This window comes from Candidatus Thiosymbion oneisti, assembly GCF_004359955.1.
GTDB classification, from domain to species: Bacteria; Pseudomonadota; Gammaproteobacteria; order Chromatiales; family Chromatiaceae; genus Thiosymbion; species Thiosymbion oneisti.
In genome coordinates, this window is record NZ_SMSC01000019.1 from 70530 (window position 1) to 93502 (window position 22973).

Consider the following 22973-nt stretch of genomic DNA (forward strand, 5'->3'; position numbering starts at 1 on the left):
CGGACGTGACCACCGAGCTTGAGAGCTTGCCCGGACGGTACAAGCTGCGGATGGCTGCCCACTGCATCCGAGGCAGCGGCATCCTCGCCTACCCCACTGAGGCCGTCTACGGTCTCGGATGCGATCCCTGGGACCGGGCTGCGGTGCAACGCCTGCTCGCCATCAAGCGGCGCCCCGAGCACAAAGGGCTGATCCTCATCGGCGCCGATTTCGCCCAGCTCGAGCCCTTCGTAGAGCCTCTGGACTCGGCCCGCATGCAAGCCGTCCTTGCGACCTGGCCCGGCCCGAACACCTGGCTGCTGCCCGCCCGTGCCGGCATGCCGGACTGGCTCCGGGGGCGGCATGCAACTCTCGCCGTGCGGGTCACTGCCCACCCCATCGCCGCGGCCCTGTGCGCGACTGCCGGCAGCGCCCTGGTATCCACCAGCGCGAACATCAGCGACCGTCCGCCGGCGCGTACTCCCCTCCAGGTGCGGTTGACCCTTGGCCACCAGGTGGATCTCGTTCTGGCCGGCCACTGCGGGACCCGCGCCCGTCCATCCACCATCCGCGACGGGCGCACCGGTGCAGTCATTCGAGCCTGAGGTATTAAGCCCGACCAGCTCTAAAGGACCCGATGCTCAAGGCAACAGGGCCGCGATTTCGACCCGCAGCGCCAGCGCCGTCAGGAGGGAAATGGTCTTGCCCGCGGTGAGCAGAGTACGTTCGGCGTAGGCGCCATGGCTCGGTCTGCGGTAGACCTCCAAACGGCGGTCGCGCAGGCTCAGGATCCAGTATTCGGGGATGGCGTTACGGGCATAAGCGGCGGCCTTGTTCAGTCGGCCTTTGGTGAGCTGGAGGTAACGCATGAGGTTATAGGTCAGGTTCATGAGGCCGATCTTGACTTCGGCACGAGCCAAATCCGATGGTGCGGATGAATTTCCCTTTCATGCTGTTTTCCTGAACGCCGAAGATGTGTTCGACACGGGAGCGGATCTTGGAACGTTTGCGATGGTTGGCTTGCTGCTCGTCACTGAGCGGGTGGGCACGGTGTCCTTTTTCGTTGATGTGGCTGTCGTAGCCGGCGTCCTCTAGCACCCGTTCCGTTTCCTCACTGCGGTAGGCACTGTCGGCCCAGACGCCCGGATCTTCGTTGTCGGGGTCGAGGAGGGCGTCGAGGACGCGGCTGTCAGGCACGTTAGCCGGCGTGGCTTCGAAGGTACGGATGAGCTTGTGTTCGGCATCGACACCGAGGTGGTTTTTGTCGCCGAAGGACTGTTTGCCCCGCTTTCCCGTCCAGCGTCCCGCCACGTCTTTCTGCGCCCGCTTGGCCCCGCTCCAATCGGCCGCAACTTCGCCTTCCTTGATTCGCCGGTTTTCTTCGCGGTGGTTGCGTTGAATGGGCACCGGGACGATGGTGGCATCGATGAGCTGTCCGTGCCTGGCCTGGAAACCCGCCGTGGCCAGAAAGTCGTCAACGCGATGAAACAAGGTCTTCAGCAATCCCAATGCTTTCAAGCGTTCGCGAAAGCGCCAGACTGTGGTGGCATCCGCAACCGCATCCTCGAGGCCTAAACCAAGAAAGCGCGCGAATGAAAGCCGATCCCGAATTTGATACTCGACCTGTTCATCCGCCAAGTTATAGAGTGTCCGCAGGATCAGGATCTTGAACATCAACAGGACATCGAACGGTTTGCGACCCGCATTGGATTTGCGTTCCCGTTCGTGGACCGGCTCCAGCAGGGGACGAAAGATCTCCCACGGGATCGCCGCGACCAGCCGCTCCAGTGGGTCGCCCAGCTGGCTGATGCCCTGTAACCGGTTTTCTTGGTCGAAGAAGCTACACTGGCCCAGAGGTTTGCTCGCCTGTGGTTCCTAGGTCGGATGGCTGAGAGTTTAACTCGAACCCCAGCCGCAACGGTATTTTTCAAGGTGCCCTCTGGTCTTGACGGGGATACGTGGTCAGTGTAAAGAGCGCCCCGGTGGCAAGCCCGCGGGCACTGCCGGTACCCTGTAGGGTCTCGTAGCCTGCGTGCAGCTCCTCCAGGCGGACCCGCACCGGCTCCTGCCGGCATCGCGTTGCCGGTAGCCGCCCGGATGGTCGTAGATTTCCAGCGCCGCATGGGGGTGCGGCTTGGGGTCGTCTAGAGGTGCGAATCGAGTTCCTGAATTATTTGGCGCGGCCTGGAGGACCGGACGTGTTGGGTTACGGCGCGTTCGACACCGTGCCCTCCGCGGCGTTTCTCCGTGCGCCTAACCCAACCTACACCCGACGCGAGGTCGGCGCGGACCGGCAGCGCAGGGGTAATATGGGTGTAGGTTGCGTTAAGACGTCGGCACTGACTTGGCAGACGATCAGCAAGCCTTGGTGCGTCGAACGCAACACGTCAAACTTGTCCCGACGCAGGAGGGATCTTTTCCCACCAGACAACGCCAAATAATTCAGGATTGCTCCAGCCGCACGGTGACGGGTTGGCCGAGCAGGTCTTCGTGCTTGATATTCATGGACTTGCTGATGAGCTCCAGTTGGTACTCGAACAGGGTGCTCAGGCGCTCGCGGCCACTCATGGAACGCAGGAGCAGAACGTCTTCGCCAAGGGGGGTGGTGACCGAGAGGCTTCGGTTCCGTTGGCTGAGGGGCATGGCTTGGCCCTTGGAAAAGGCAGCATAAACTGCGAATCACGCGAATTGGATGGTTCGTACCCACGGGAACATTCGCGTCGATCCCTAAGGCGATGTTTTGTCGTGGGGCCTGGCCTGTCTGAGGCGCGCTGCCTGATCTTCGTAGGCACGGGTGAAGGCGTCTCTGAACAGGTTCATGAAATCGTCGGCCGCATCCGCCGCAATCGCCTGGTAGGTTTCAGTGAAAAGGTCCCAATACTTTGCCTTGCGGGCCATCGGCATCAGGTTGTCGATGAAGGAAGGGTCGCGAAACCGTTTTTCCAATTCCGTCGGGTCCAGGCGTTTCAACAGCGCATGGAGCGCCGCGCGGAGACCGGCGACGAGTGCCATCTCGTGGCACTGGATGTCGTCGAAGGCCTCACGGGTCGCTTCCAGGGGCGGCAAGAAACCACGGCTCGGTCGAAACAGCAAGTGAGCGAGGGCGTCTCTTGGGTCGACCGAGAACTTGAAGGGATTGTTTTCTGTCGCCTGGATCCTGGTCATCTCCAGACGTAGCTCGTTCTTGAAGCTGGCCCGACCCATCAGGACCCGCATCAGCCCCTCGGTCATCGCCCGCAAGAGCAACCCCGTGGTCCGCATAAGTTCGGCTTGGGCCTGCCGATCGGCCGGTAGTTCTCCGGTGTCCAATCCCGTGAGAAAGGCCTGGAGCGCATCCGTCTCGCCGGCTATGGTAGGCGCTGATCGTGTTTCTTGGGTCCTTTCACCCGAGGGAGGGGTCGGTACCGGTTGCCCCTCGCGTGGGGCCGGGTTCGGAGCGATCGAGGCAGTCGGAAACTCAGGGCTACCGGTATGGAGGGCCGGCTTCGGAGCGGTTGGTGCAGGTGAAGACTCGGGGCCACCGAGGCGAGAAGCCGGGTCCGAAACGGCTGAGGCAATCGGAGGCTCAGGACCACCGGTCGGTAAGTTCCACTCTTTTTGCTCCTCAAACGGAAGCGGGTCTGGAGTGGCTGGAGTAGACGGAGACTCGGGGTCACCAACATGGAGGACCGGCTCTGGAGCGGTTGGTGCAGATGAAGACTCGGGACCACCGACGGGGAGGACCGGGTCCGAAACGGCTGGGACAGATGGAGACTCGGGGCCGCCGGTCGGTAGGTCCTGTTCTCCGGGTTGCGGGCGCGATGCATCCGCCCAGATGTCATAGTCCTCCGGAACTGCTTCGGGCGGACTGTAGGAGGCGTTCCAGTCGGGGGTATGATCCGGCTCCGTCGCCGCAGCCGGGGCCCTGGAAGACTCGCGCTCGGGCCTAAGCGTCCGGTGCCCCTCTTCCGAGGGCGCCGACATCAGCCAGTCGTCAGGCCCTGCGGATGCTTCCTGGCTTGCCGCTGGGGGGGAGAACGGATCGCTTGCTGCCGATGTCTCTCCGACCAGATCCATGATATCAGGCACAGCGCCGCCGGACGGGGTCTGCGCATAGGACTCGAATTCGGGCCTACCGCCGGCAAGGGGGTCGATCGAAGCGACAGGTTGCGGTTGAGAAACCTCCTGGGAGACGCGGATTTCATAGGCACCGATGCTCAGCACGTCACCGTCATGAAGCTCGACCTCCTGACCCTCACGGAACGGTTCCGCGGCGTTGTTGACGAAGGTCCCGTTCTTGCTGGTATCCGTCAGAAAGAAGGCACCCTCGCGAAAGCTGATTCTGGCGTGCTGTCGCCCTACCCAACGCTCGGGGTCTGCAAGCGCCAGCTCATTATCCGGGTTGCGCCCGATGGTCCCGCCGGTGATGCCGATCCTCGCGGTCGGCGTCGACTGTGCAGGGCGATCTTGATAGCGGACAACGGTCAGAATCAATTCCATGGGGGAAAGTATAACCTTCACCGACCATTTCAACACGACCACGGCGAGACTTTTGATTAACCGCTGGGACGCAGGGAATGCAACGTAATTATTCAACCGGTGGTGTTCTAGTTTTGTTGCTGCCGAGTATAGGCAACTTGAAAATTCCCTGTCATGGGGTTTTCAAGGCACCCTATAGATCAGAAACGACAAGCTTAGAACACCAGCTTGGAACGCTTGTCGAGATGGGCAGACGGCGCCCAAGCCTGCTGTTAAAATCAGTAGTCTTATGTTACCGCCGGTCGACATCGCCTATATCGCCGAAGCGCTCCGCATATACTCGGAGGCGCTCACCGAGGTACTCGAGGACCGGAATGGCGAAGCAGATCCCGATCCACGGGTCCTGTTGAAGGCCCTGAGCGATCTCTTCGATCACCTACGGCGACTCGAGGACGGCGCACCGGATCAGGTAGCGATGGATGGATTCACTCCACCGGCGTCGGCGGACCTCCACTCCCTGGGTAACTACGGCATCGACCTGTTGGCCCGCCTGGCAGCCCTCGCCGGTACTCTGTTAGCGCCACCAAAGGCCCGCGCTATTGAGGAGCTGGCACTGCCGCTTGCCTGCTGGATAGCCCGCCGCGGTGGAGAGCTTGGCTACCTCGAGCCAGTGGTCAACGGCGCGGCACATCTGGCCAATCGTCTGATGCGACCATCCGAGTTGGAGCAGCTTTACGGCCTGCTCACGGAGGTCGTCAATGCAGTCGACCCCCGAATCTCTCAGCACACGACCTCCGCGGACTCGTCCCGCCCGTGGCGGGTCCTGCTGCTCAATCGGGCCATCGTGGCGACGCGTAGCCATCAACCGGCGCTGATGGAGGAGGCCTTCGAGTCCGTCATCGAGTACCTACCTGAGGAGGCACCCACCTTCTTTCGTGAGGGAATGGAGCAGATGGACGCATTGAATTATCCATCCCAGGTCCGGGATCTGATGCAACGCTTCTACCAACAATGTTGTGGGCGGCGTGTGCTGCATTAACTGGAACCAGTTAAATGAGGGGTAGTGGTAAATTTTTAACTGATAGAGTGCTTGATAGTCCCAAAAGACTTCAGTCCATCGATCCGCACAGCGGTCCGACCTACCCTCTATCAGTTACAGATTTACCACTACCAGGCCAATTACTTTCCGCACTTTGTGCTCCGAGTGTCAGTAGTCAGAACACGCATGAAATTCCTGATCGACTTCTTTCCGGTCCTGCTCTTTTTTATTGCCTACAAAGTCTACGACATCTACGTGGCTACGGCAGTAGCGATTGTCGCCTCAGCGGTCCAAGTGGGTTGGTTCCGGCTCAAGCACCGCCGTACCGAGACCATGCACCTGGTCACGCTCGGCCTGCTCATGGTTTTCGGAGGGCTCACCATCTTTTTGCAGGACCGTACCTTCATCATGTGGAAGCCGTCTATCGTCAACTGGTTGTTCGCGGCCGTCTTCCTCGGCAGCCACTTCATTGGTGAGCGTCCGCTCATCGAGCGCATGCTGGGCCAGGCGGTTAAGATGCCGCGTCACATTTGGCGCCGCCTGAATCTGGCCTGGTCCATCTTTTTCATCATCGCCGGGTTGGCGAATCTATATGTGGCCGGGCAATTCTTCACCGCCGAGCAGGCACTCGTCGCGGCTGCCGGTCAGCTGGAGGTCGATCTTGCTGCCTGCAGCGAGGTATCTTCCAAGGAGCTGCTCGAGCTGTGCATGGTGGCCCAGTCACGGGAGGAGACTTGGGTTAACTTCAAGCTCTTCGGTATGATGGGGCTGACGATTGTCTTCGTGGTTGCCCAGGCATTCTATTTGGCCCGGCATATTTCAGATTCCGCGGCCTCGGAGGAGACCCACTAACATGTATTACGCCATCCTTGCTAAGGACAAGGCGGACAGCCTGAACGACCGGCTCAAGGCGCGTCCGGCGCACCTGGATCGGGTGCGGCAGCTGCAGGACGCGGGCAGATTGCTGCTGGCGGGTCCACACCCGGCTATCGACAGCGAAGATCCGGGAAGCGCCGGATTTACCGGCTCGCTGATCGTGGCCGAGTTTCCCGACCTCGAGGCCGCTCATGCCTGGGCCGCCGCCGATCCTTATGTCACCGCCGGAGTTTTCACGGAGGTCACGGTAAAGCCCTTCCGTAAAGTCTTTCCGGAATGAGCCCGGGATGAGCATGGAGCCGACAGATTTCTCGGGTATATAGAAACCTAATCCCAGGCCGGAAGGTGAAGCGGAAGAGCGCGGCCTTTCGGCGCAGTGCCGTCAGAAGATACGAGAGATCTGTACCACGGCAGACTATATGTGACGGATACCTATCGCAAACCGGGAACATTCGGATGGCTTTGGCACAGGATACGGCGATGGGGACCAACCATGGCCCCAAACCAGAAGACCGGGAGGCACCCGAGGTCCTGATTCGGCTGCTGGAATTAGCCGACGTGCAGCTCAACGGCAGCCGGCCTTGGGATATTCAGGTACGCGACCCGGCACTCTATGACCGGGTTCTACGTCAGGGCTCCCTCGGTTTCGGCGAGGCTTATATGGACAACGCCTGGGACAGCGAGCGTCTGGACGAGACCCTCTACAAGCTGCTGAGCGCCCGCCTCAACACGATAAAGGGCTTCGGTAAGCTCCGGTTCTTAGGGGCATTCCTGCGTAATTTTCTGTTCAACCCTCAATCACGCAAGCGCGCCTTCCAGGTCGGGGAACACCATTATGACATCGGCAACGATGTCTATGCGGCCATGCTGGACCCGACCATGAGCTACAGCTGTGGTTATTGGAAGGACGCTGCGGATCTGGAGCAGGCCCAGCTCGCCAAGCTTCGCCTCATCTGCGACAAGCTGGAGCTGGAATCCGGCGAGCGGCTGCTGGACATCGGTTGCGGTTGGGGGGGACTGGCCCGATTTGCGGCGCAGAACTACGGGGTAGAGGTAACCGGCATTACAGTCTCGAAGGAACAGCAACGCTTTGCCCAAACGCGTTGTGTTGGTCTGCCGGTCAGCATCGAGCTGATGGACTACAGGGACCTTAGGGGCCGCTTCGACAAGGTCGTCTCCGTGGGCATGTTCGAACACGTAGGCCCCAAGAACTACCCGGCCTATTTCGCGACCATCGGGCGGGTGATGGTGGCAGATGGGTTATTCCTACTTCACACCATCGGTGACTACGATCACCCGCGCGCCCCGAACCCCTGGATCGACAAGTACATCTTTCCCAACGGCCACGTCCCCTCGCTCCAGGAGGTCAGCAAGGCCATCGAGCACGACTTCGTCCTCGAGGATTGGCACAACTTCGGCCAGGACTATGACGCTACGCTCATGGCTTGGTGGAAGAACTTCGACCTCGCCTGGCCGCGGTTCGCCGACAGGTACGACGAGCGTTTCTATCGCATGTTCAAGTTCTACCTGAACGCCTGTGCCGGCTACTTCCGCTCCCGCCAGGGCCAACTCTGGCAACTGGTGCTGAGCAAATACGGTCGGCGCGAGATCTACCGCTCCATCCGGTGAGGGGCAATCCTGAACGATTCGGCGCTGTTTGGGAGACCGGACGTGGCTGGAAGCGAGTCGAGTAGGATGGGCAAAGCAAGCGTTTATCAAACTGAGCGCAAGGTTTCGATCATTCCGTGGCAGTTTCCGCACTGCGGCTGTTCGTGAGGATGCACAACGCGAAGCGTGCCCATCGATCCATCTGCGCGGCTTGAAAAATTGCCGGGAAGCAATTTTTCAAGGTTCCCTTAAGCCGAGTCCAGATACGAGACACAGGGAAGGTCCGCCCCGCGGATGGCGCGCGCGAGCACATCAACCGCCTCCAGGCGCGAAAACGATTTGCGCCAGGCCAGGGCCACCCGGCGGCGCGGGGCCTTTCCGGCAAAGGGCAGGCCACGTACCAAAGGCTCCACGAACCGGTCCTCCGCGACGGCGCTACAGGGCAGCACCGTTATCCCAACCCCGCTGGCCACCATGCAGCGGATGGTCTCCAGGGAGCCTCCTTCGAGCCCACGTTGCAGGCTGTTGCCGCCCGCGGTGGATCTGATGCAGTTCGGGCAGACCTCGAGTACCTGGTCCCGGAAGCAATGCCCCGGTCCGAGCAGCAGCACATCCTCGTTGCCGAGCTGATCGACATCTACCGACGCTTGTCCGGACCAGGGATGACTGCCCGGCAATAGCACGATGAAGGATTCGTCGTAAATGGGCCTCGTCAGTACCCCCGGCTCATTGAAGGGCAGCGAGATAACGATGACATCCAGATCCCCGCGCTTGAGGCGTTCGCTCAACACGGACGTGAAGTTCTCCTCGATCATCAGAGGCATTTCCGGTGCCTGTTCCGATATCCAGGGAATCAACCGGGGCAGCAAATAGGGACCAATGGTATAGATGGCACCCAGACGCAAGATACCGGCAAGCGGATTCTTTCCATGTCGGGCCAAGTGCTTGATTCCATCCGCTTCCTCCAATACCCGTTGGGCCTGCTCGACGATCTGCTGACCGACGGTGGTGACGGTCACCTCCCCCGTACCACGCTCGAATAGACTCACCCCGAGCTCGTCCTCCAGCTTTTTGACCGCCACACTCAAGGTCGGCTGGCTGACAAAGCAGGCCTCCGCGGCACGTCCGAAATGGCGCTCTCTCGCCACCGCCACGATGTAACGAAGCTCACTGAGTGTCATTGCAGATTCGGCATTGTAAGATCCACCGGCAACCCCTCGCCGACCTCCAGGTGGGTTTCCGTGTGCCTGATGCGCACGGCGAGCACTTCGACGCCAGCCTCCGCCGCTGCGGTTAAACGCTCGGTGTAAGCGGGATCGATCGACCAGGCCGGGGCAAAGCACTGACCCTCGGGCCGATTGACGGCGTACAGCATAACACCGCGGTTGCCCAGTTCCACCGCCGCCTGCAGTAAACCTAAGTATTTGCGCCCACGTTCGCTGACGGCATCCGGAAAACGCAGACGGCTAGTGAATATCGAATCCACTCAAGTGCGGGAAGGCCCCCGGCTCGCAGGCGACACCCGTGACTTCGGCCGTGGGCGGACCGACGCGCAACCACTCGCGCAGTTGGCCCACCAAGTCCGGCTCGCCACAGACGAGGACCTCTACCCGGCCATCCGACAGGTTGCGCGCATAACCCGTCAGCCCCAGCCGTTGGGCCTGCTCGCGGGCGGCGGCGCGGAAAAAAACCCCTTGCACCCGACCCGCCACCAGACAACGAAAACATACGCGTTTGTCAGATGCCTGTTCACTCATAAACGCCGACCTCCTTCACCTTATTTGGAGTTTTCCGACCGTGGCTTACAATAGCAGTATTCAAGGGGCGATGTCCGCCCCGCCGCGATCGAGGGCTTTCATGACCATCACCATCTACCATAATCCACGCTGCAGCAAATCCCGCCGGACCTTGGAGCTGCTTCGGGACCAGGGCCTCGAGCCCCGGATCCTGGAGTACCTCAAGACCCCCCCGGATACTGCAACGCTGGAACGTCTGCTGGATATGTTGGGCCTGGAGCCTCGTGAGCTCATGCGCAAGCAGGAAAAGGCGTACCAGGAGCACGCGCTGGCGAACCCGGAGCTGTCCCGGAACGCCCTGATCGCGGCCATGGTCGCCCACCCGAAGCTGATCGAGCGCCCAATCGTCGTCACGGAGGATAAGGCCGCCCTGGGCCGTCCACCGGAGGCCGTGCTCGATATCCTGTAGGATGCGGTGAGCGCGGTAGGTCATACAGGATGGCACCACGAGGAGGCGCGAACCGCATCAAAGCAATCCTGAATGATTTGGCGTTGTCCGGAGGGAAAAGATCCCTCCTGCGTCGGGACAGGGTTTGACGTGTTGCGTTGCGACGCTCAAAGGCTCACTGATCGTCTGCCAGGTCAGTGCCGGCGTCTTACGCAACCTACACCTACATTACCCCCGCGCGGCCTGTGTGTCTCGCATGCAGACAGCACCCGAGCGCATCTGCGCACGTACTACTTCGGCGCCCGGCGTGCCGAATCGGTCATTCTCCACTGAGGACCAACCATGCCCTACATACTGATTTTGTACTACAGCCGCTACGGCGCTACGGCGGAAATGGCGCGTCAGATTGCCCGCGGCACGGAAGAGATACCGGGCATCGAAGCCCGACTGCGCACCGTCCCCGCCGTCTCCACCCTATGCGAGTCCACCCAGGACAAGATTCCGGACGCAGGCCCCCCCTATGCCGAGCTGGAAGACCTGCGGGATTGCGCGGGACTTGCCCTCGGTAGCCCGACCCGCTACGGCAATATGGCCGCGCCCATGAAGTACTTCCTCGATGGCACCAGCTCCTTGTGGATGGCGGGAACCCTGATCGGGAAGCCGGCCGGGGTATTCACCTCCACCGCCAGCCTCCACGGCGGGCAGGAGACGACCCTGCTGTCCATGATGTTGCCCCTGCTGCACCACGGAATGCTGTTGGTCGGGCTGCCCTACAGCGAGACGGAGTTGCTGCGGACCAGCAGCGGCGGGACCCCCTACGGCCCCTCCCACCTGGCCGGCAGTGAGAGCAATCTGCCCCTGACCGACGCGGAAAGACACCTGTGCCAGGCGTTGGGCAAACGCCTCGCCCGCACCGCCTTGGCCTTGGATGGGGTCGGTTGATCCGGATCCCGGATGCACCAGATTCCCCTCCCCGTCCAGCTGCGGCCGGAAGCGGATTTCGCCGCTTTCGTGGCCGGTCCCAACGCCGAGGCCGTCGCCGCGGTCACGGCCTGGGCCGCGAGGAGCGGAGACAACTTCTTGTATCTATTCGGCACCGCCGGCAGCGGCAAGACCCACCTGTTACAAGCCGCCTGCCGGCAGGTAGCGCAGGGCGATCGCTCGGCCATCTATGTGCCCCTGGAGCATGGGGAGTTGGCCCCATCCGTACTCGATAACCTGGAGCTTTGGGATCTGGTCGCCCTGGACGACATCCAGGCCATCGCCGGGGATGCGACTTGGGAACAGGGCCTGTTCGACCTCTACAACCGCCTACGCGAATCCGGCCGATGCCTGTTGGTGAGCGCCTACACTCCTGTCTCAGAATTGCCCCTGACCCTTCCTGATCTGCGCTCGCGTCTGGGCTGGGGGCCAGGCTACCGGCTGCTCCCCTTGCCCGAGGACGATTGCGAGCACTTACTTAAGGAGTCGGCCAAGCGCCGGGGCCTTGAGCTCGGCCCGGACGCGGTCGCCTACATCATGCGTCGCTGTCCACGGGAACCGAGCTACCTGATGGGACTTCTGGAAGAGATCGACCGCGAGAGCCTGCGCAGGAAATGCCGCCCGACGCGGTGGCTGATACGACAGATCATCGGGGCCCGCAAGTCGTAATCCCGCTGCCCCGTCAATTCTCTTTCCAGCCCTTCTGCGCTGCCTTACGCGACCAGATCCAGACATACTGGCTACCGCTGACGACCACGGTGGTAAGACAGATCCAGATCAGCGTCCGGATGACCCATCCCGGCAGGGGCATGGGCCCGGCGTCCGTGATCACCAGCACGATCAACAGGATCTGGAGCACCGTGTTCAGCTTGCTCATCAGCGTCGGGGCCGCCTCTACTTCCTCGACCCGGTAGTTGTAGAGCACGGCCCCCCCGACGATCAGCAGGTCCCGGAACAGCACCGCCGACACCAGCCACGCGGGGATGAGCGCCAAGGCCCCGAGCACCAGGAAACAGGCCACCAACAGGATCTTGTCCGCAAGGGGATCGAGAATGCCGCCGAGGCGACTCTGCCAACCGTAATGCTTGGCCAGGAAACCATCGAGCCCGTCCGAAAACCCCGCTGCCGCAAACAGGAGCAATGCCCAGCCGAACTCCCGCTCGAGCAGCAGGTACAGGACCGGCATTACGGCAAGCAGCCGCAACAGACTGATGATATTAGGGAGGTCTTGGTACTTTAGCCTCAAATCAGCGAACGCCTCTTGCCGGGGCCGAAGAGCAGACAGGGCACCGAACGGTGTCCCGCAACGGGTCTGACGGTTAAAATCATATCCCCCTGCCGGAGGGCTTGTCCAAAAATGAAAACCTTATTCATTAAAATTCTGATTTTTCTGGTGGTACCCGTTCTGGCGTTTGACATCATCTCATTCTGGCTCCTGCCGACCGGATATGGGTTTCAGTTCAGTCAATACCGCCGGGATCCGCAGCCGAAGGTTGCGGGTCGCTACCGTTATCCTAAGGATTACTTCGTCAAACACCCTCAACGCGGGTTCGATATCGGGACCAACAGGCAGACATACCACTGGGTAGAGGGTGTCACCTACCCCATATGGTCGAACTCCATCGGTTGCTTCGATAGGGAGTATACTCGGTACGATCCCTACGTTTACTTCGCGGGAGACAGTCTCACCTGGGGGTATACGCCGTTCGAGGAAAAATTCGGCACGCTCATCGAAAAAATGACCGGTGTCCGTATATTGAAGTGCGGGGTTACCCATACCGGTCAGCGCCACCAACACCAAAAGTTCATCGAAATCGTCCAACAAATCGGCCACCTGCCGCAAGCACTCTTTGTCTTCTATCACTGGAACGATGTTGCCAACGACCATGTTCATCCGCACTCGACGGTCATCGACGGTTGGCAGGTCAATAACATCTCTATTGATAAAGATTACCGATTGACACGGCATACGGACCAGGAATTGGCGCAGAAAATCGTCCTTAACCTGAAGCGACATGCGGAGGAAAAACCGGTCACTTGGAGGCGGCGGATTCTGAACGTCTTGATGCGCTATTCGTTAACGGTAAACCTGATAAATTCGCTAGCGAAACAGGTGGCCAAGATAGGGCAACCCGACGCCGCCCCGAGCACTACGCCTGTGCTCAGGAACATCCATACCCACCTGTGCCGGGCAAAGGTTTCGAATAGGGACATCTATGCCCTCATGTGCCTGGCTCCGAGTGAAGAAGGCTTCTGGTTTTCCGATAATCCCATAGCGCGGGAGAATAAATCCGCACTGCTCGATTTTCGCGATTTCGCCCAACGCAACGACCTACCGCTCGTCGTCGCGTTAATGCCGGTGGGACCAGGGGATGACCCCCGGGGAGGGGATGGGTTAAATACGGAGCACTATCGGGAAGTGCGTGATTTTCTGGACGATAAGGGTATCCGCTTCGTCGATCTTACCCTCCGTTTCCGCGCGAGAGGGTTGACGGCAAGCGACCTATACTGGAAAGAAGATCCCCACCTCAACCCTGCCGGAAACCGTGCGGTTGCGGAAATCCTGATCGAGGAGTTTCCGCAGCTGTTTTCAAAATAACCCGTCCTTAAGCAATCCTGAGTTATTTGGCGCTGTCAAGTTTGACGTGTTGCGTTCGACGCCCAACGGCTCGTTGGTCTACGGCTAGGCCAGTGCCAGCGTCTTAACGCAACCCACACCCACATTATCCCCCGCGCGGTCTCACGCGCGGACCTCGCCTTAAGTGTATAGTTGCGTTAAGCCGCGCGCGAAAACGCCTGGGGGAACAACAGGGCGTAACGCAACACGATGCTAGGATCCGTTTTAACCAGACAGCTTCTAAGATTTTAAGCTGGTAGGCCGGTCCGTAAAAGCTGGGTTTCGTTCCTCAACCCAGCCGACTGCCTACCATGGCCTACGGCTCTTTTTTAGACAGGCTCTCAGCCTCATTATTGAAGCGGCAGGCAGTCTACCCTGACGGGATTCGCTCATGCCCTGAGCTTCTCTTTCAGCAGTGCATTGACCTGTTGGGGATTGGCCTTGCCCTTGGTGGCCTTCATGATCCGGCCGACGGAGCAACCAAACACCTGAGGCGAATCGCCCGTGTTCCAATCATTCCGGGATGCCCATAGGGAGACGCCCCGAGGATCCGCGTAGCGGACGCTCGGCGATCGGCAGCCGGCGACTGGAAGCCGGCAGCAACTTGTCAATTGGATGAGTATAAATGGCATTGGGAACTGTAGGATGAAAACCTTATTCATTAACATTCTGATTTTTCTGGTGCTCGTTCTGGCGTTTGATACCATCTCATTCTGGCTTCTGCCGGCCAGGTATGTATCTCAGCTCAAGGAATACCGCCGGGATTCGCGGCCGGAGGTTGCGGGTCGCAATCGCTATCCCAGGCATTACTTCGTTAAACACCCTCAACGCGGGTTCGATATCGGGACAAACAGGCAGGCATACCACTGGGTAGAGGGTGTCACCTACCCCATATGGTCGAACTCCATCGGTTGCTTCGATAGGGAGCATACTCGGTACGATTCCTATGTTTACTTCGCGGGAGACAGCTTCACCTGGGGGTATACGCCGTTCGGGGAAAAATTCGGCACCCTCATCGAAAAAACGACCGGTGTTCGTATATTGAAGTGTGGGGTTACCCATACTGGCCAGCGCCACCAGTACCAAAAGTTCATCGAAATCGCCGAACAAATCGGCCACCTGCCGCAAGCACTCTTCGTCTTCTATTACTGGAACGATGTTGCTAACGACTATGCTCACCCACACTCGACGGTCATCGACGGTTGGCTGGTCAATAGCGTATCCATTGATAAAAATTACCGATTGGTACGGCACACGGACCAGGAATTGGCGCAGCAAGTCGCCCGTAGACTGAAGCGACATGCAGAGAGAAGCTCGGCCGCTCGGGGGAAGCGGATCAAGGATGTCCTGAAGCGCTATTCGTTAACGGTAAATCTGATAAAGTCGTTAAGGAAACAGGTAGCCGAGATAGGGCAACCCGATGCCGCCGCGCTCATCACGCCTGGGTTTAGGAACCGCTATGCTCTCATGTGCAAGAATCGATGGGGTTTAGGGGACATCTATGCCCTCATGTGCCTGGCTACGAGTGAAAAAGGCTCCTGGTTTTCCGATAATCCCATGGCGCAGGAGAATAAATCCGCACTGCTCGATTTTCGTGATTTCGCCGAACGCAACGACCTACCGCTCATCGTCGTGTTGATTCCAGTGGGACCACTGGATGATCCCTGGAGAGGGGACGGGTTAAATACGGAGCACTATCGGGAAGTGCGTGATTTTCTGGACGATCAGGGCATCCGCTTCGTCGATCTTACCCCCCGTTTCCACGCGAGAGGGCTGACGGCAAGCGAGATATACTGGAAAGGAAATGCCCACCTCGGCCCTGGGGGAAACCGTGCGGTTGCGGAAATCCTGATCGAGGAGTTTCCGCAGCTGTTTCCGAAATAACCCCCTCCTCGGCCTTATTGAAGCGGCAGGCAGTCTACCCTGATAAGATTCGCTCGGTGGTGGTTAAGGTTTGAATGGTGTGTTGGGCACGCCGCCGTCCGCGGCCAGTGCATTCCGCACGCAGACAGGCTGGCGGCTTTGCCCAACCTACGCGTTTTGTTCCCTCTCCCTCCTGGGAGAGGGTCGGGGAGAGGGGATCCAAAAAGAAACTGGGAGTGGTTAATGAACTTCTGTACTCGACCACTTAAAAATTTACCGCTACCGATTCGCTCAGGCCCTGAGCTTCTCTTTCAGCAGCGCATTGACCTGTTGGGGATTGGCCTTGCCCTTGGTGGCCTGCATGACCTGGCCGACGAAGAAACCGAACACCTTCTCCTTGCCGCCGCGGTACTGCTCCACCTGCGCCGGGTTGGTTGCCAGGATGCCCTCGATCACCGCCTCGATGGCCCCGGCGTCGGTGATCTGCTTAAGGCCCCGAGCCGCAATGACTGTGTCCGCATCGCCTTCGCCGTTCCAGATGGCCTCGAACACCTGTTTGGCGAGCTTACCGGAGATCGTCTGGTCCTGAATGCGTTTGATCAGCCCCGCCAGCATTGGGGCACTGACCGGGCTTACGCCGATCTCCAGGCCGGCCTTGTTCAGGGCCGCGGCCAGCTCGCCGTTGATCCAATTGGCCGCCAGCTTGGGATCACCCGTGTCCTCGGCGACGCGCTCATAGTAATCCCCCAGCTCCCGATTCAAGGTGAGCAGGTCGGCGTCGTAATCGGATAGGCCGTACTGGTCCCGGAACCGCCGGCGCCTGGCGTCCGGGAGCTCCGGCATCGCCTGCGTCGCCCGCTCGATGAAATCGGCATCGATGACCAAGGGCAACAGGTCCGGGTCCGGGAAATAGCGGTAATCGTTCGCCTCCTCCTTGGTGCGCATGGAGCGGGTCTCGCCCTGATCCGCATCATAGAGCCGGGTCTCCTGCACCACCTGGCCACCGCCTTCGATGACATCGATCTGGCGCTCGACCTCGAAGCGGATGGCACGTTCCAGAAAGCGGAAGGAGTTGATGTTCTTGATCTCGGTACGGGTGCCCAATTTCGCCTCGCCCTGGGGGCGTACCGAGACATTGGCGTCTACCCGAAAGGAGCCCTCCTGCATATTGCCGTCGCTGACGCCGATCCAGCGCACGATCTGGTGGATCTTCCGGGTATAGGCCACCGCCTCTTCCGGTGAGCGCATATCCGGCTCGGAGACGATCTCCAACAGCGGGGTACCGGCCCGATTCAGGTCGATGCCGGTCAGGCCGTGGAAGTCCTCATGCAGCGACTTGCCGGCGTCCTCTTCCAGATGGGCACGGGTGACACCGATCTCCTTGATCGCACCATCGTCCAGTAGGATCCGCACCCGCCCCTTACCGACCACCGGCAGCTCGTACTGGCTGATCTGATAGCCCTTGGGCAGGTCCGGGTAGAAATAATTCTTGCGTGCGAAGATGGAGCGCTCCGCGATCTCGGCCTCGATGGCCTTGCCGAAGCGAACCGCCAGGGTCACGGCCTCTTCATTGAGCACCGGCAGCACGCCGGGCAATCCCAGGTCCACCGCACAGGCCCGGGTGTTCGGCGCGGCACCGAAATCAGTCGGCGCGCCGGAAAAGATTTTCGACCTGGTCGCGAGCTGGGTGTGGATCTCCAGCCCGATGACAGTTTCCCATTGCATCGTCTGAGCCTATTTGAAGATCAATGCCGTTAGATTTTTGCCGCAAATGAACGCCAATGAACGCAAATCGGTCGCAAAAGATCACATGATCTTTTCTATCCACGGATGTCGCAGTCCCTCACGGATTGTTTCGTTTTTAATCTGCGAAAATCCGTGTAATCCGCGGATAGAGCGAAGTCAAATCCTTCAGACCATGCCGAATCATTCAGGATGGCTTTGATGCGGTTCGCCGCCTGCCGTTTGTCTGCCGAGCTTGTCTCATCCCTGCGGGGCAGGTAGGCCGGCACAGGCAAGCGTTCCTGGGGCTATAGGCAAGCGCTCACCGCATCCTACACCCACATGACCCCCCGCGCAGACCTCGCTCCGGGTGTAGGTTGGGTTAGGCGCGCTGCCGATCCCGAAGAACACAAACACCGTCGAACGCGCCGTAACCCAACACGACGCCCGCTCAGGCAACACCAAATAACGCCGAACAGCGCCAGGATCAAACGGGATCATTCTGAATATTTGGCGTTGTCCGGAAGATCTGACTTTGGTTTCGATACGGTTAGTAACCGTTTGTTCCAGAGTCGTCTTCGTAGATCCCATCAATCAGATCCAGCAGCCGCTGCAAGGCGCCCTGGTTCGCTCGCACCACCCGTCGCCCTTGCTCGCCGACGTGCGCCCTGGTCGTTGCATCCTCCAGCCATTCCCCCATGCATTGCGCCAGCGTATGGGCGTCCGTCACCCGGATCGCCGCTCCCTCCTGCACCATCAGCTCGGTAATCCGGGCGAAGTTGAAGGTGTGGGGCCCCACAGCGACGGGCACCCCTGCCGCCGCCGCCTCCAACAGATTATGGCCGCCGGTGGGAACCAGGCTGCCCCCGATGAAGGCCGCGTCTCCCGCGGCGAGAAAGGCCGGCAGTTCCCCCATGGTGTCGCCGAGGAATACTGAGACCTGCTCGCCGCAGGGATCGTCGGCGGATCGGCGCGCGAGTGCGAAGCCCCGGCGCTCGACTAATGCCGCGATCCGCTCGAAGCGCTCGGGATGGCGTGGTACCAGGACCAATAAGACTCCTGATAGCCGGTCCAGGATCTTTCGATGGGCGCGGAGGACCTGCTCCTCCTCGCCCTCATGGGTACTTGCGGCCACCCAGACCGGACGCCGAATCCCCCAGCGGCGGCGCAGTACCTCCGCCTGGTCGAGCAAACTGCCGGACCGGCGGACATCGAATTTGATGTTACCCGTCACCCGTACCCGTTCGGCAGGTGCCCCCAGGGCCCGGAAGCGGGTCGCATCGGCGGGGCTCTGGGCACCGATCGCCGCGAACCGTCGCAGGGTCTCGCCGGTGAAGCCGCCGAGTCGGGCATACCTCTGAGCGGAATGGGCGGACAGTCGGGCATTGGCCAGCACCACCGGAATGCCGCGGCGCTCACAGGCACTCAGCATGTTGGGCCAGATTTCGGTTTCCATGACGACCACGAGCCGGGGGCCGACCGCATCGAGGAAACGGCTCATGATCGGCGCCAAGTCAAAGGGCGTATAGACATGGCGAACGGCACTCTCGAACAGACTGCGCAGGCGTTCCGAGCCGGTGGGTGTGGTGGTGGTGACCATGACGCCGGCGTTCGGATAACGCGCGAGGAAGTGCTTGATGAGCGGTTCGGCTGCCTGAACCTCCCCTACGGAAACGGCATGGATCCAGATGTGGGCCCGCAGCGGGCGTTGGCCGTAGAGACCAAACCGCTCGCCCCAGCGTTTGCGGTACGCCGGTGCGTGACGGCTACGCCAGGCGAGACGCAGCAGCAGAAAGGGCAGGGCGAGATAGAGGAGTAGGCTGTAGAGCCGCGCCACGGCGGGGACAAGATCGGCATCGGGTAAAAAAGAGTCGTAAGTTTACCACAGGGATTCGTCCACCAGACGTCGGCGCCTCTCCATTAGCAATCCTGAATGATTTGGCGCTGTCTGGGGGACCGGACCTGTTGCGTTGCGACGCTCAAAGGGCTGCTGATCTCCTGCGGCGCCGATGCCGGCGTCTTAACACAACCTACCCATGGGGCGCCCGCCGTGCTCCTGGCCCGCGCGGACCTCACTTTGAGCAATAAAGTCCTGTGTGCTTGCCCAGTCGGGTAGGCTGGACAAAGGCGCGCACTGCCGAGCCGGCGCTCGAACCAACGGCCTCTGGCACGCCGTGCCCAATATCCATGTTTGTCATTCCCGGCCGTGGATCGATGAACACGCAACGCTTGGAACATCCGACAAGCCGTTGCGGCACGGAAACCGCCGCGGCATGACCGAACCCATGAGTCCGCGTAGGGCGCATAAGCTTGCGCCATCCGCCGTATGCCAGTCACCTCCGTCGGGTGGCGGCCAGGCTCCCTCCTGCGTCGGGATGGGGCTTGGCCTGACCCGACCGACGGGCTACCACCCGCCGCCGTCTGGCGGGTGACGGCGCGCCTACCGCCGCAGCAATCGCGGCGCTTGGCGCACGCGCCTGACCCGCCCTACGGGCTCGCCCGGCGCCATTCCAGCAGCTGAGGCTTGGGCTTGTTCTTGACGACAAGCTTCCAGAAATAGCCGATCAGGCTGTCACCGAAGGAGATGGCCTTGCGCGGGAGTACCAAGGGGTGATCGCCGGGTAACGCGGGACCTCGTAGGCAGGTAGTGGCGCTGAGATAGCCGCTCGCAGCGGCGGCGCGTACCGTGTCCGGGGCGAAGCTTCCGTATGGATAGCACAGATGCTTGACCTCCTCACCGAGCAGGTCTTCCAAACACGCCTTGCTGTCGATCAGTTCTCGGTGTTGGCGCTCGGGGGTTGCCTCAGCGAGCTTGAGGTGACTTACCGTATGGGAGCCGACGGTTATGCCCGAAGCCTGGATTACCCTTAGCTGGGCGGCGCTCATCAGCTCGGGAACCGGCCGCCCCGAGTCCTGGGCGAACCACTGCGCCTGCCCCCCCACCCGGCCGCTGACGGCATAGACCGTGGCCGGAAAGCCGTGGTGCCGGAGCACCGGCAGGGCGTGGCTTACGAAATTTGCGTAGCCGTCATCGAAGGTAAGCGCCACGGCCCGAGGCGGGATCGACCGTTCGCCGCGCACGCACGCCAGTACTTGGTCCAGGTCCAATACCCGGTAGCCGAAACCCTTCAGGAAGGCCATCTGACCGGCGAATCGGCGGTGGTCACAATAGTTCGCCCGGTGCTCCCGCATGGGCGCGAACTTGCCCACCTGGTGGTACATGAGGATAGAGATCCGGTTGGCCATAAGGATTTGACCGAGGGGTCTCTCCATAAGAACAGAGAATATCGTACGCTAAGCCTCAACCGCCGCTTACGGAAACTTCCTCACAGGCCCTCAACAGGCCCAGAGCGCGCCCTCCCCGATAGATGGGCTTGCCCTACAACTTGCCCTACAAAAGGTAAGAACTCGGATGGAACTCAATGTCATTCAGTTAAGGCAATGATACCGATCTGACAGGGATTGACGGGACTGGAAGACCCTGAAAATTAAGAGAATTTTCACATCCCTGTGGCCTGGATTCCGGCACTCCCTGCCGGAATAACGGCTTAACTTAATGGCATTGGGATGGAACTTGCCTGTGGACCTGCAGAGTCGGTCCTATTTTTCCTCTTTCTGTGCAAGCACTTCCCAATGCCCTTTGCGCGTCGGACCTACATGGCGAATACGGCCGCTCTCCGTAAGCTTTGTCAGATGGTATTTGATGCCGTTAGCAGTGACACCGATACGTGCTGCCAGAGCCTTGCGTGTCAGGGTGGGTTCTTGCCGCAACAAGGCCAGGATCCGTTCTTGGGTAGTTTCTTGGGTAGTTTCTTGGGTAGTTTCTTGGGTAGTTTCTTGGGTAGTTTCTTGGGTAGCCTTCCCTGAAGGCTGCGACATTGGTGGATAGCTGAATTCGACTTCTTGTGCAAGCACTTCCCAGTGTCCTTTACGCGTCGGACCTACATGGCGAATGCGGCCGTTCTCCGTAAGCTTTGTCAGATGGTATTTGATGCCGTCAGCAGTGACGCCGATGTGTGCTACCAGAGCCTTGCGTGTCAGGGTGGGTTCTTGCCGCAACAAGGCCAGGATCCGTTCTTGGGTAGTTTCTTGGGTAGTTTCTTGGGTAGTCTTCCCCGAAGGCTGCGACATTGGTGGATAGCTGAATTCGACCCAGAGTCCGAGTTTTTCGTACGTCAGGGTCGGCAATGCAAGGCCGGCGTTCCGGCATTCTTGCATGACCTTCTCGATCCCGCGCCCCCAGGCTTCGATCATCCCGGCCCGGAAAAAAGCATTGGCAATGTCCGGATTGTACGGCTGGGAAGGATGTTTGCTCGTCAGACGCTCTACGGTCCAGTCCTCCGGGAGCTGCCCGTTGTTCCAAAATAGGATTCGGTCGTCATACACACTGATCTGAATTGGAACACCACTGGCATAATCCTTGTGCGCGATTGCATTCAGGAGGACCTCGCGCAGGGCGTCTTGCGGGACGGGCCAAGTTTCGACCCGCTGCACGCCCTCGTAGCCGATGGTTGCCTTGAGGTACTTGGTCAGTAACAGGTCCAGGGTTCGGTCTGCCTGGGCAAACAGGTCGCCGGTAATCTCATCATGGTAGCGTAGCTCACTGTCGTTTTCGAAAAAGCCGATCTTGATCGAGGCCCCGGTCACGAATCGATCCGGTTCGGGATGAAAGAGCAGGACGGCAGCGCGTTTGAGGTATACGCCGTCCGTCAGGCGAAGTTTCTCGATCAGGCCGGCATCGTCTTCTTCGAGAACCCCTGTTCCGAGGCGTTTGCTCCAGGCGGCGCGTTCCCGAAAACGGATGAGCACGTTCGCGTCTAAATCACTAAGGGTGACGCCGGGAACCGGTACCGCGTCCCAACGCTTGCCCGTCTTGTTCAGCAAGAAACGGTCCAGTGCCACACCTTTAAGGACCTGTTTGGTGCTGCCGGTACGGTAGTGATATTCCCCCTTGTAGCTGACCGGGTAGGGATAGGGCTCGACGGTAATCCGCAGGTATTGCCTGCCCTCCTCCTCTAACAGATCCACATCGGCCAAAATGCCCAACAGATCACGCATCTTGTTGGGCATATCCTCCAACAGCTTTTCCGCGCCCGTCAGGCCGATAACCTGGCCCTGGTCATTGCGACCGATCTCCAGAACGCCCCCTTGCGCATTAGCGAAACCGCAAACCCATTTCAGATGGTCGTCCCGCCAAGACTCTTTCCATTCGGTATTTTGGTTTTCCTTCATCAGATCCCGAAGATCCTACTCAGGTTGTCGAGACCTACCTGGTAGATGCCCTGGATGAGCCTGACAGCCGCGTTGTCGGGTACATCCGTGGTCTGGAAGTCCCCTGACCACTCGACCATGCAGCCATTGCCGTCGGCGTTCGGCTTGACGGCGATGGCGCCTTGGTAGTTCCGCATCAGTAGAGGATTTTTGAGAACGGAATAGCTGTACCTATGCCCCTCGCCGGTGGTCTCGAGCTGCTCGACGATCGATCCGCCTCCCAACACATGCAGAGTACGCTTGGAACCGTCGTCCGAGCGCTCAGATTTCGAGATCACCGGGTGCCAATCAGGTAGGGCGTTGAAGCCGCCGATTAGGTTCCAAACACTTCCGGCACTGGCCGGCAGCTCGGTTGACAGCGTGACTTTCGGCATA

At 60.1% G+C, this 22973-nt stretch carries 22 protein-coding genes and 2 pseudogenes; 10 read left to right on the top strand and 14 right to left on the bottom strand.

The features are described 5' to 3' along the window. The first annotated feature begins 18 nt into the window (after positions 1–18). Positions 19–584, top strand: a pseudogene (tsaC, locus tag E1958_RS12440) (L-threonylcarbamoyladenylate synthase type 1 TsaC). A 36-nt stretch (positions 585–620) separates the two neighbouring features. Here tsaC and E1958_RS21310 read toward each other — a convergent pair. The 4 genes and pseudogenes from E1958_RS21310 to tagH all read right to left on the bottom strand — a co-directional run bounded on the left by E1958_RS21310 (position 621) and on the right by tagH (position 4458). After that, positions 621–818 carry a Uma2 family endonuclease gene (locus E1958_RS21310; protein ID WP_243448348.1) on the bottom strand — a complete coding sequence of 66 codons (198 nt, stop codon included), beginning with the start codon at positions 816–818 and terminating at the stop codon, positions 621–623. After that, a pseudogene (locus E1958_RS12445) lies at positions 801–1833 on the bottom strand (IS5 family transposase); the annotation flags it as partial. The pseudogene E1958_RS12445 and the gene E1958_RS21310, both read right to left, overlap by 18 nt. Positions 1834–2421: 588 nt before the next feature. Continuing rightward, complete coding sequence (locus tag E1958_RS12455; RefSeq protein ID WP_133512161.1) at positions 2422–2622, bottom strand: hypothetical protein; 201 nt, start codon at positions 2620–2622, stop codon at positions 2422–2424. Between the two features lie 84 nt (positions 2623–2706). Next, entirely contained in the window at positions 2707–4458 is a 1752-nt protein-coding gene (gene tagH, locus E1958_RS12460; RefSeq protein ID WP_133512162.1) for a type VI secretion system-associated FHA domain protein TagH, read from the bottom strand. 268 nt (positions 4459–4726) lie between these two features. Between tagH and E1958_RS12465 the strand changes: the two genes are divergently transcribed. From E1958_RS12465 to cfa, 4 genes are all read left to right on the top strand, one after another. Then, entirely contained in the window at positions 4727–5476 is a 750-nt protein-coding gene (locus tag E1958_RS12465) for a hypothetical protein (RefSeq protein ID WP_089726042.1), read from the top strand. Positions 5477–5662: 186 nt separating this feature from the next. Continuing rightward, positions 5663–6328, top strand: coding sequence for a septation protein A (locus tag E1958_RS12470; protein WP_133512163.1), 666 nt, complete (start codon positions 5663–5665; stop codon positions 6326–6328). 1 nt (position 6329) lies between these two features. Continuing rightward, on the top strand, positions 6330–6632 hold the full coding sequence (locus E1958_RS12475; protein WP_133512164.1) for a YciI family protein: 303 nt from the start codon (positions 6330–6332) through the stop codon (positions 6630–6632). A 176-nt stretch (positions 6633–6808) separates the two neighbouring features. Then, positions 6809–7981 (top strand): cyclopropane fatty acyl phospholipid synthase, encoded by a 1173-nt coding sequence (gene cfa / locus E1958_RS12480; protein ID WP_165741683.1) that lies wholly within the window; start codon positions 6809–6811, stop codon positions 7979–7981. A gap of 227 nt (positions 7982–8208) precedes the next feature. Here cfa and E1958_RS12485 read toward each other — a convergent pair whose 3' ends face one another. From E1958_RS12485 to E1958_RS12495, 3 genes are read right to left on the bottom strand one after another with little or no spacing between them, the layout of a single operon-like run. Further along, a complete protein-coding gene (locus E1958_RS12485; RefSeq protein ID WP_133512165.1) occupies positions 8209–9141 on the bottom strand; it encodes a hydrogen peroxide-inducible genes activator in 933 nt (310 codons plus the stop codon). After that, positions 9138–9446 (bottom strand): DNA/RNA nuclease SfsA, encoded by a 309-nt coding sequence (locus tag E1958_RS12490; protein WP_133512166.1) that lies wholly within the window; start codon positions 9444–9446, stop codon positions 9138–9140. The genes E1958_RS12485 and E1958_RS12490 overlap by 4 nt, the downstream gene beginning before the upstream one ends. After that, positions 9427–9717, bottom strand: coding sequence for an acylphosphatase (locus E1958_RS12495; protein ID WP_089726057.1), 291 nt, complete (start codon positions 9715–9717; stop codon positions 9427–9429). Before E1958_RS12495 ends, E1958_RS12490 begins: the two co-directional genes overlap by 20 nt. A gap of 100 nt (positions 9718–9817) precedes the next feature. Between E1958_RS12495 and arsC the strand changes: the two genes are divergently transcribed. The 3 genes from arsC to hda all read left to right on the top strand — a co-directional run bounded on the left by arsC (position 9818) and on the right by hda (position 11794). Further along, entirely contained in the window at positions 9818–10165 is a 348-nt protein-coding gene (arsC, locus tag E1958_RS12500) for an arsenate reductase (glutaredoxin) (protein ID WP_089726059.1), read from the top strand. Between the two features lie 321 nt (positions 10166–10486). Beyond that, complete coding sequence (wrbA, locus tag E1958_RS12505) at positions 10487–11086, top strand: NAD(P)H:quinone oxidoreductase (protein ID WP_133512167.1); 600 nt, start codon at positions 10487–10489, stop codon at positions 11084–11086. Between the two features lie 12 nt (positions 11087–11098). Continuing rightward, positions 11099–11794: a DnaA regulatory inactivator Hda gene (gene hda / locus E1958_RS12510; RefSeq protein WP_133512168.1), complete on the top strand. Its 696-nt coding sequence runs from the start codon at positions 11099–11101 to the stop codon at positions 11792–11794. 13 nt (positions 11795–11807) lie between these two features. On the opposite strand, the gene E1958_RS12515 is transcribed toward hda, so the two are convergent. Next, positions 11808–12371: a CDP-alcohol phosphatidyltransferase family protein gene (locus E1958_RS12515; RefSeq protein WP_089726066.1), complete on the bottom strand. Its 564-nt coding sequence runs from the start codon at positions 12369–12371 to the stop codon at positions 11808–11810. Between the two features lie 15 nt (positions 12372–12386). Here E1958_RS12515 and E1958_RS12520 point away from each other — a divergent pair, with 15 nt between their 5' ends. Then, the gene (locus E1958_RS12520) at positions 12387–13724 is read left to right on the top strand and encodes an alginate O-acetyltransferase AlgX-related protein (protein ID WP_133512169.1); all 1338 of its coding nucleotides are present in this window, start codon (positions 12387–12389) and stop codon (positions 13722–13724) included. A gap of 407 nt (positions 13725–14131) precedes the next feature. Here E1958_RS12520 and E1958_RS21660 read toward each other — a convergent pair whose 3' ends face one another. Continuing rightward, entirely contained in the window at positions 14132–14449 is a 318-nt protein-coding gene (locus E1958_RS21660; protein WP_207787645.1) for a hypothetical protein, read from the bottom strand. Here E1958_RS21660 and E1958_RS12530 point away from each other — a divergent pair. Next, positions 14388–15626, top strand: coding sequence for an alginate O-acetyltransferase AlgX-related protein (locus E1958_RS12530; RefSeq protein ID WP_133512170.1), 1239 nt, complete (start codon positions 14388–14390; stop codon positions 15624–15626). The two genes, E1958_RS21660 and E1958_RS12530, sit on opposite strands and share 62 nt — an antisense overlap. A gap of 270 nt (positions 15627–15896) precedes the next feature. Here the strand turns inward: E1958_RS12530 and gatB are convergent, their stop codons facing one another. The 5 genes from gatB to E1958_RS12560 form a co-directional block, all read right to left on the bottom strand. Further along, a complete protein-coding gene (gene gatB, locus E1958_RS12535) occupies positions 15897–17330 on the bottom strand; it encodes an Asp-tRNA(Asn)/Glu-tRNA(Gln) amidotransferase subunit GatB (protein ID WP_133512171.1) in 1434 nt (477 codons plus the stop codon). Between the two features lie 547 nt (positions 17331–17877). Further along, entirely contained in the window at positions 17878–19164 is a 1287-nt protein-coding gene (gene waaA / locus E1958_RS12540) for a lipid IV(A) 3-deoxy-D-manno-octulosonic acid transferase (protein WP_133512172.1), read from the bottom strand. A 650-nt stretch (positions 19165–19814) separates the two neighbouring features. Further along, on the bottom strand, positions 19815–20600 hold the full coding sequence (locus E1958_RS12545; protein ID WP_243448487.1) for a polysaccharide deacetylase family protein: 786 nt from the start codon (positions 20598–20600) through the stop codon (positions 19815–19817). A gap of 327 nt (positions 20601–20927) precedes the next feature. Continuing rightward, on the bottom strand, positions 20928–22559 hold the full coding sequence (locus tag E1958_RS12555; RefSeq protein WP_208108596.1) for an ATP-binding protein: 1632 nt from the start codon (positions 22557–22559) through the stop codon (positions 20928–20930). After that, positions 22559–22972, bottom strand: coding sequence for an SRPBCC family protein (locus tag E1958_RS12560; RefSeq protein ID WP_165742126.1), 414 nt, complete (start codon positions 22970–22972; stop codon positions 22559–22561). The genes E1958_RS12555 and E1958_RS12560 overlap by 1 nt, the downstream gene beginning before the upstream one ends. Position 22973: the final 1 nt, after the last annotated feature.

What these genes read in the sequence shown, in the direction of transcription:
- E1958_RS12455 (WP_133512161.1), bottom strand. Translation starts at nt 2,622, where the DNA reads ATGCCCCTCAGCCAACGGAACCGAAGCCTCTCGGTCACCACCCCCCTT.
- tagH (WP_133512162.1), bottom strand. Translation starts at nt 4,458, where the DNA reads ATGGAATTGATTCTGACCGTTGTCCGCTATCAAGATCGCCCTGCACAG.
- E1958_RS12465 (WP_089726042.1), top strand. Translation starts at nt 4,727, where the DNA reads ATGTTACCGCCGGTCGACATCGCCTATATCGCCGAAGCGCTCCGCATA.
- E1958_RS12470 (WP_133512163.1), top strand. Translation starts at nt 5,663, where the DNA reads ATGAAATTCCTGATCGACTTCTTTCCGGTCCTGCTCTTTTTTATTGCC.
- E1958_RS12475 (WP_133512164.1), top strand. Translation starts at nt 6,330, where the DNA reads ATGTATTACGCCATCCTTGCTAAGGACAAGGCGGACAGCCTGAACGAC.
- cfa (WP_165741683.1), top strand. Translation starts at nt 6,809, where the DNA reads ATGGCTTTGGCACAGGATACGGCGATGGGGACCAACCATGGCCCCAAA.
- E1958_RS12485 (WP_133512165.1), bottom strand. Translation starts at nt 9,141, where the DNA reads ATGACACTCAGTGAGCTTCGTTACATCGTGGCGGTGGCGAGAGAGCGC.
- E1958_RS12495 (WP_089726057.1), bottom strand. Translation starts at nt 9,717, where the DNA reads ATGAGTGAACAGGCATCTGACAAACGCGTATGTTTTCGTTGTCTGGTG.
- arsC (WP_089726059.1), top strand. Translation starts at nt 9,818, where the DNA reads ATGACCATCACCATCTACCATAATCCACGCTGCAGCAAATCCCGCCGG.
- wrbA (WP_133512167.1), top strand. Translation starts at nt 10,487, where the DNA reads ATGCCCTACATACTGATTTTGTACTACAGCCGCTACGGCGCTACGGCG.
- hda (WP_133512168.1), top strand. Translation starts at nt 11,099, where the DNA reads ATGCACCAGATTCCCCTCCCCGTCCAGCTGCGGCCGGAAGCGGATTTC.
- E1958_RS12530 (WP_133512170.1), top strand. Translation starts at nt 14,388, where the DNA reads ATGAAAACCTTATTCATTAACATTCTGATTTTTCTGGTGCTCGTTCTG.
- E1958_RS21660 (WP_207787645.1), bottom strand. Translation starts at nt 14,449, where the DNA reads ATGGTATCAAACGCCAGAACGAGCACCAGAAAAATCAGAATGTTAATG.
- gatB (WP_133512171.1), bottom strand. Translation starts at nt 17,330, where the DNA reads ATGCAATGGGAAACTGTCATCGGGCTGGAGATCCACACCCAGCTCGCG.
- E1958_RS12545 (WP_243448487.1), bottom strand. Translation starts at nt 20,600, where the DNA reads ATGGAGAGACCCCTCGGTCAAATCCTTATGGCCAACCGGATCTCTATC.
- E1958_RS12555 (WP_208108596.1), bottom strand. Translation starts at nt 22,559, where the DNA reads ATGAAGGAAAACCAAAATACCGAATGGAAAGAGTCTTGGCGGGACGAC.
- E1958_RS12560 (WP_165742126.1), bottom strand. Translation starts at nt 22,972, where the DNA reads ATGCCGAAAGTCACGCTGTCAACCGAGCTGCCGGCCAGTGCCGGAAGT.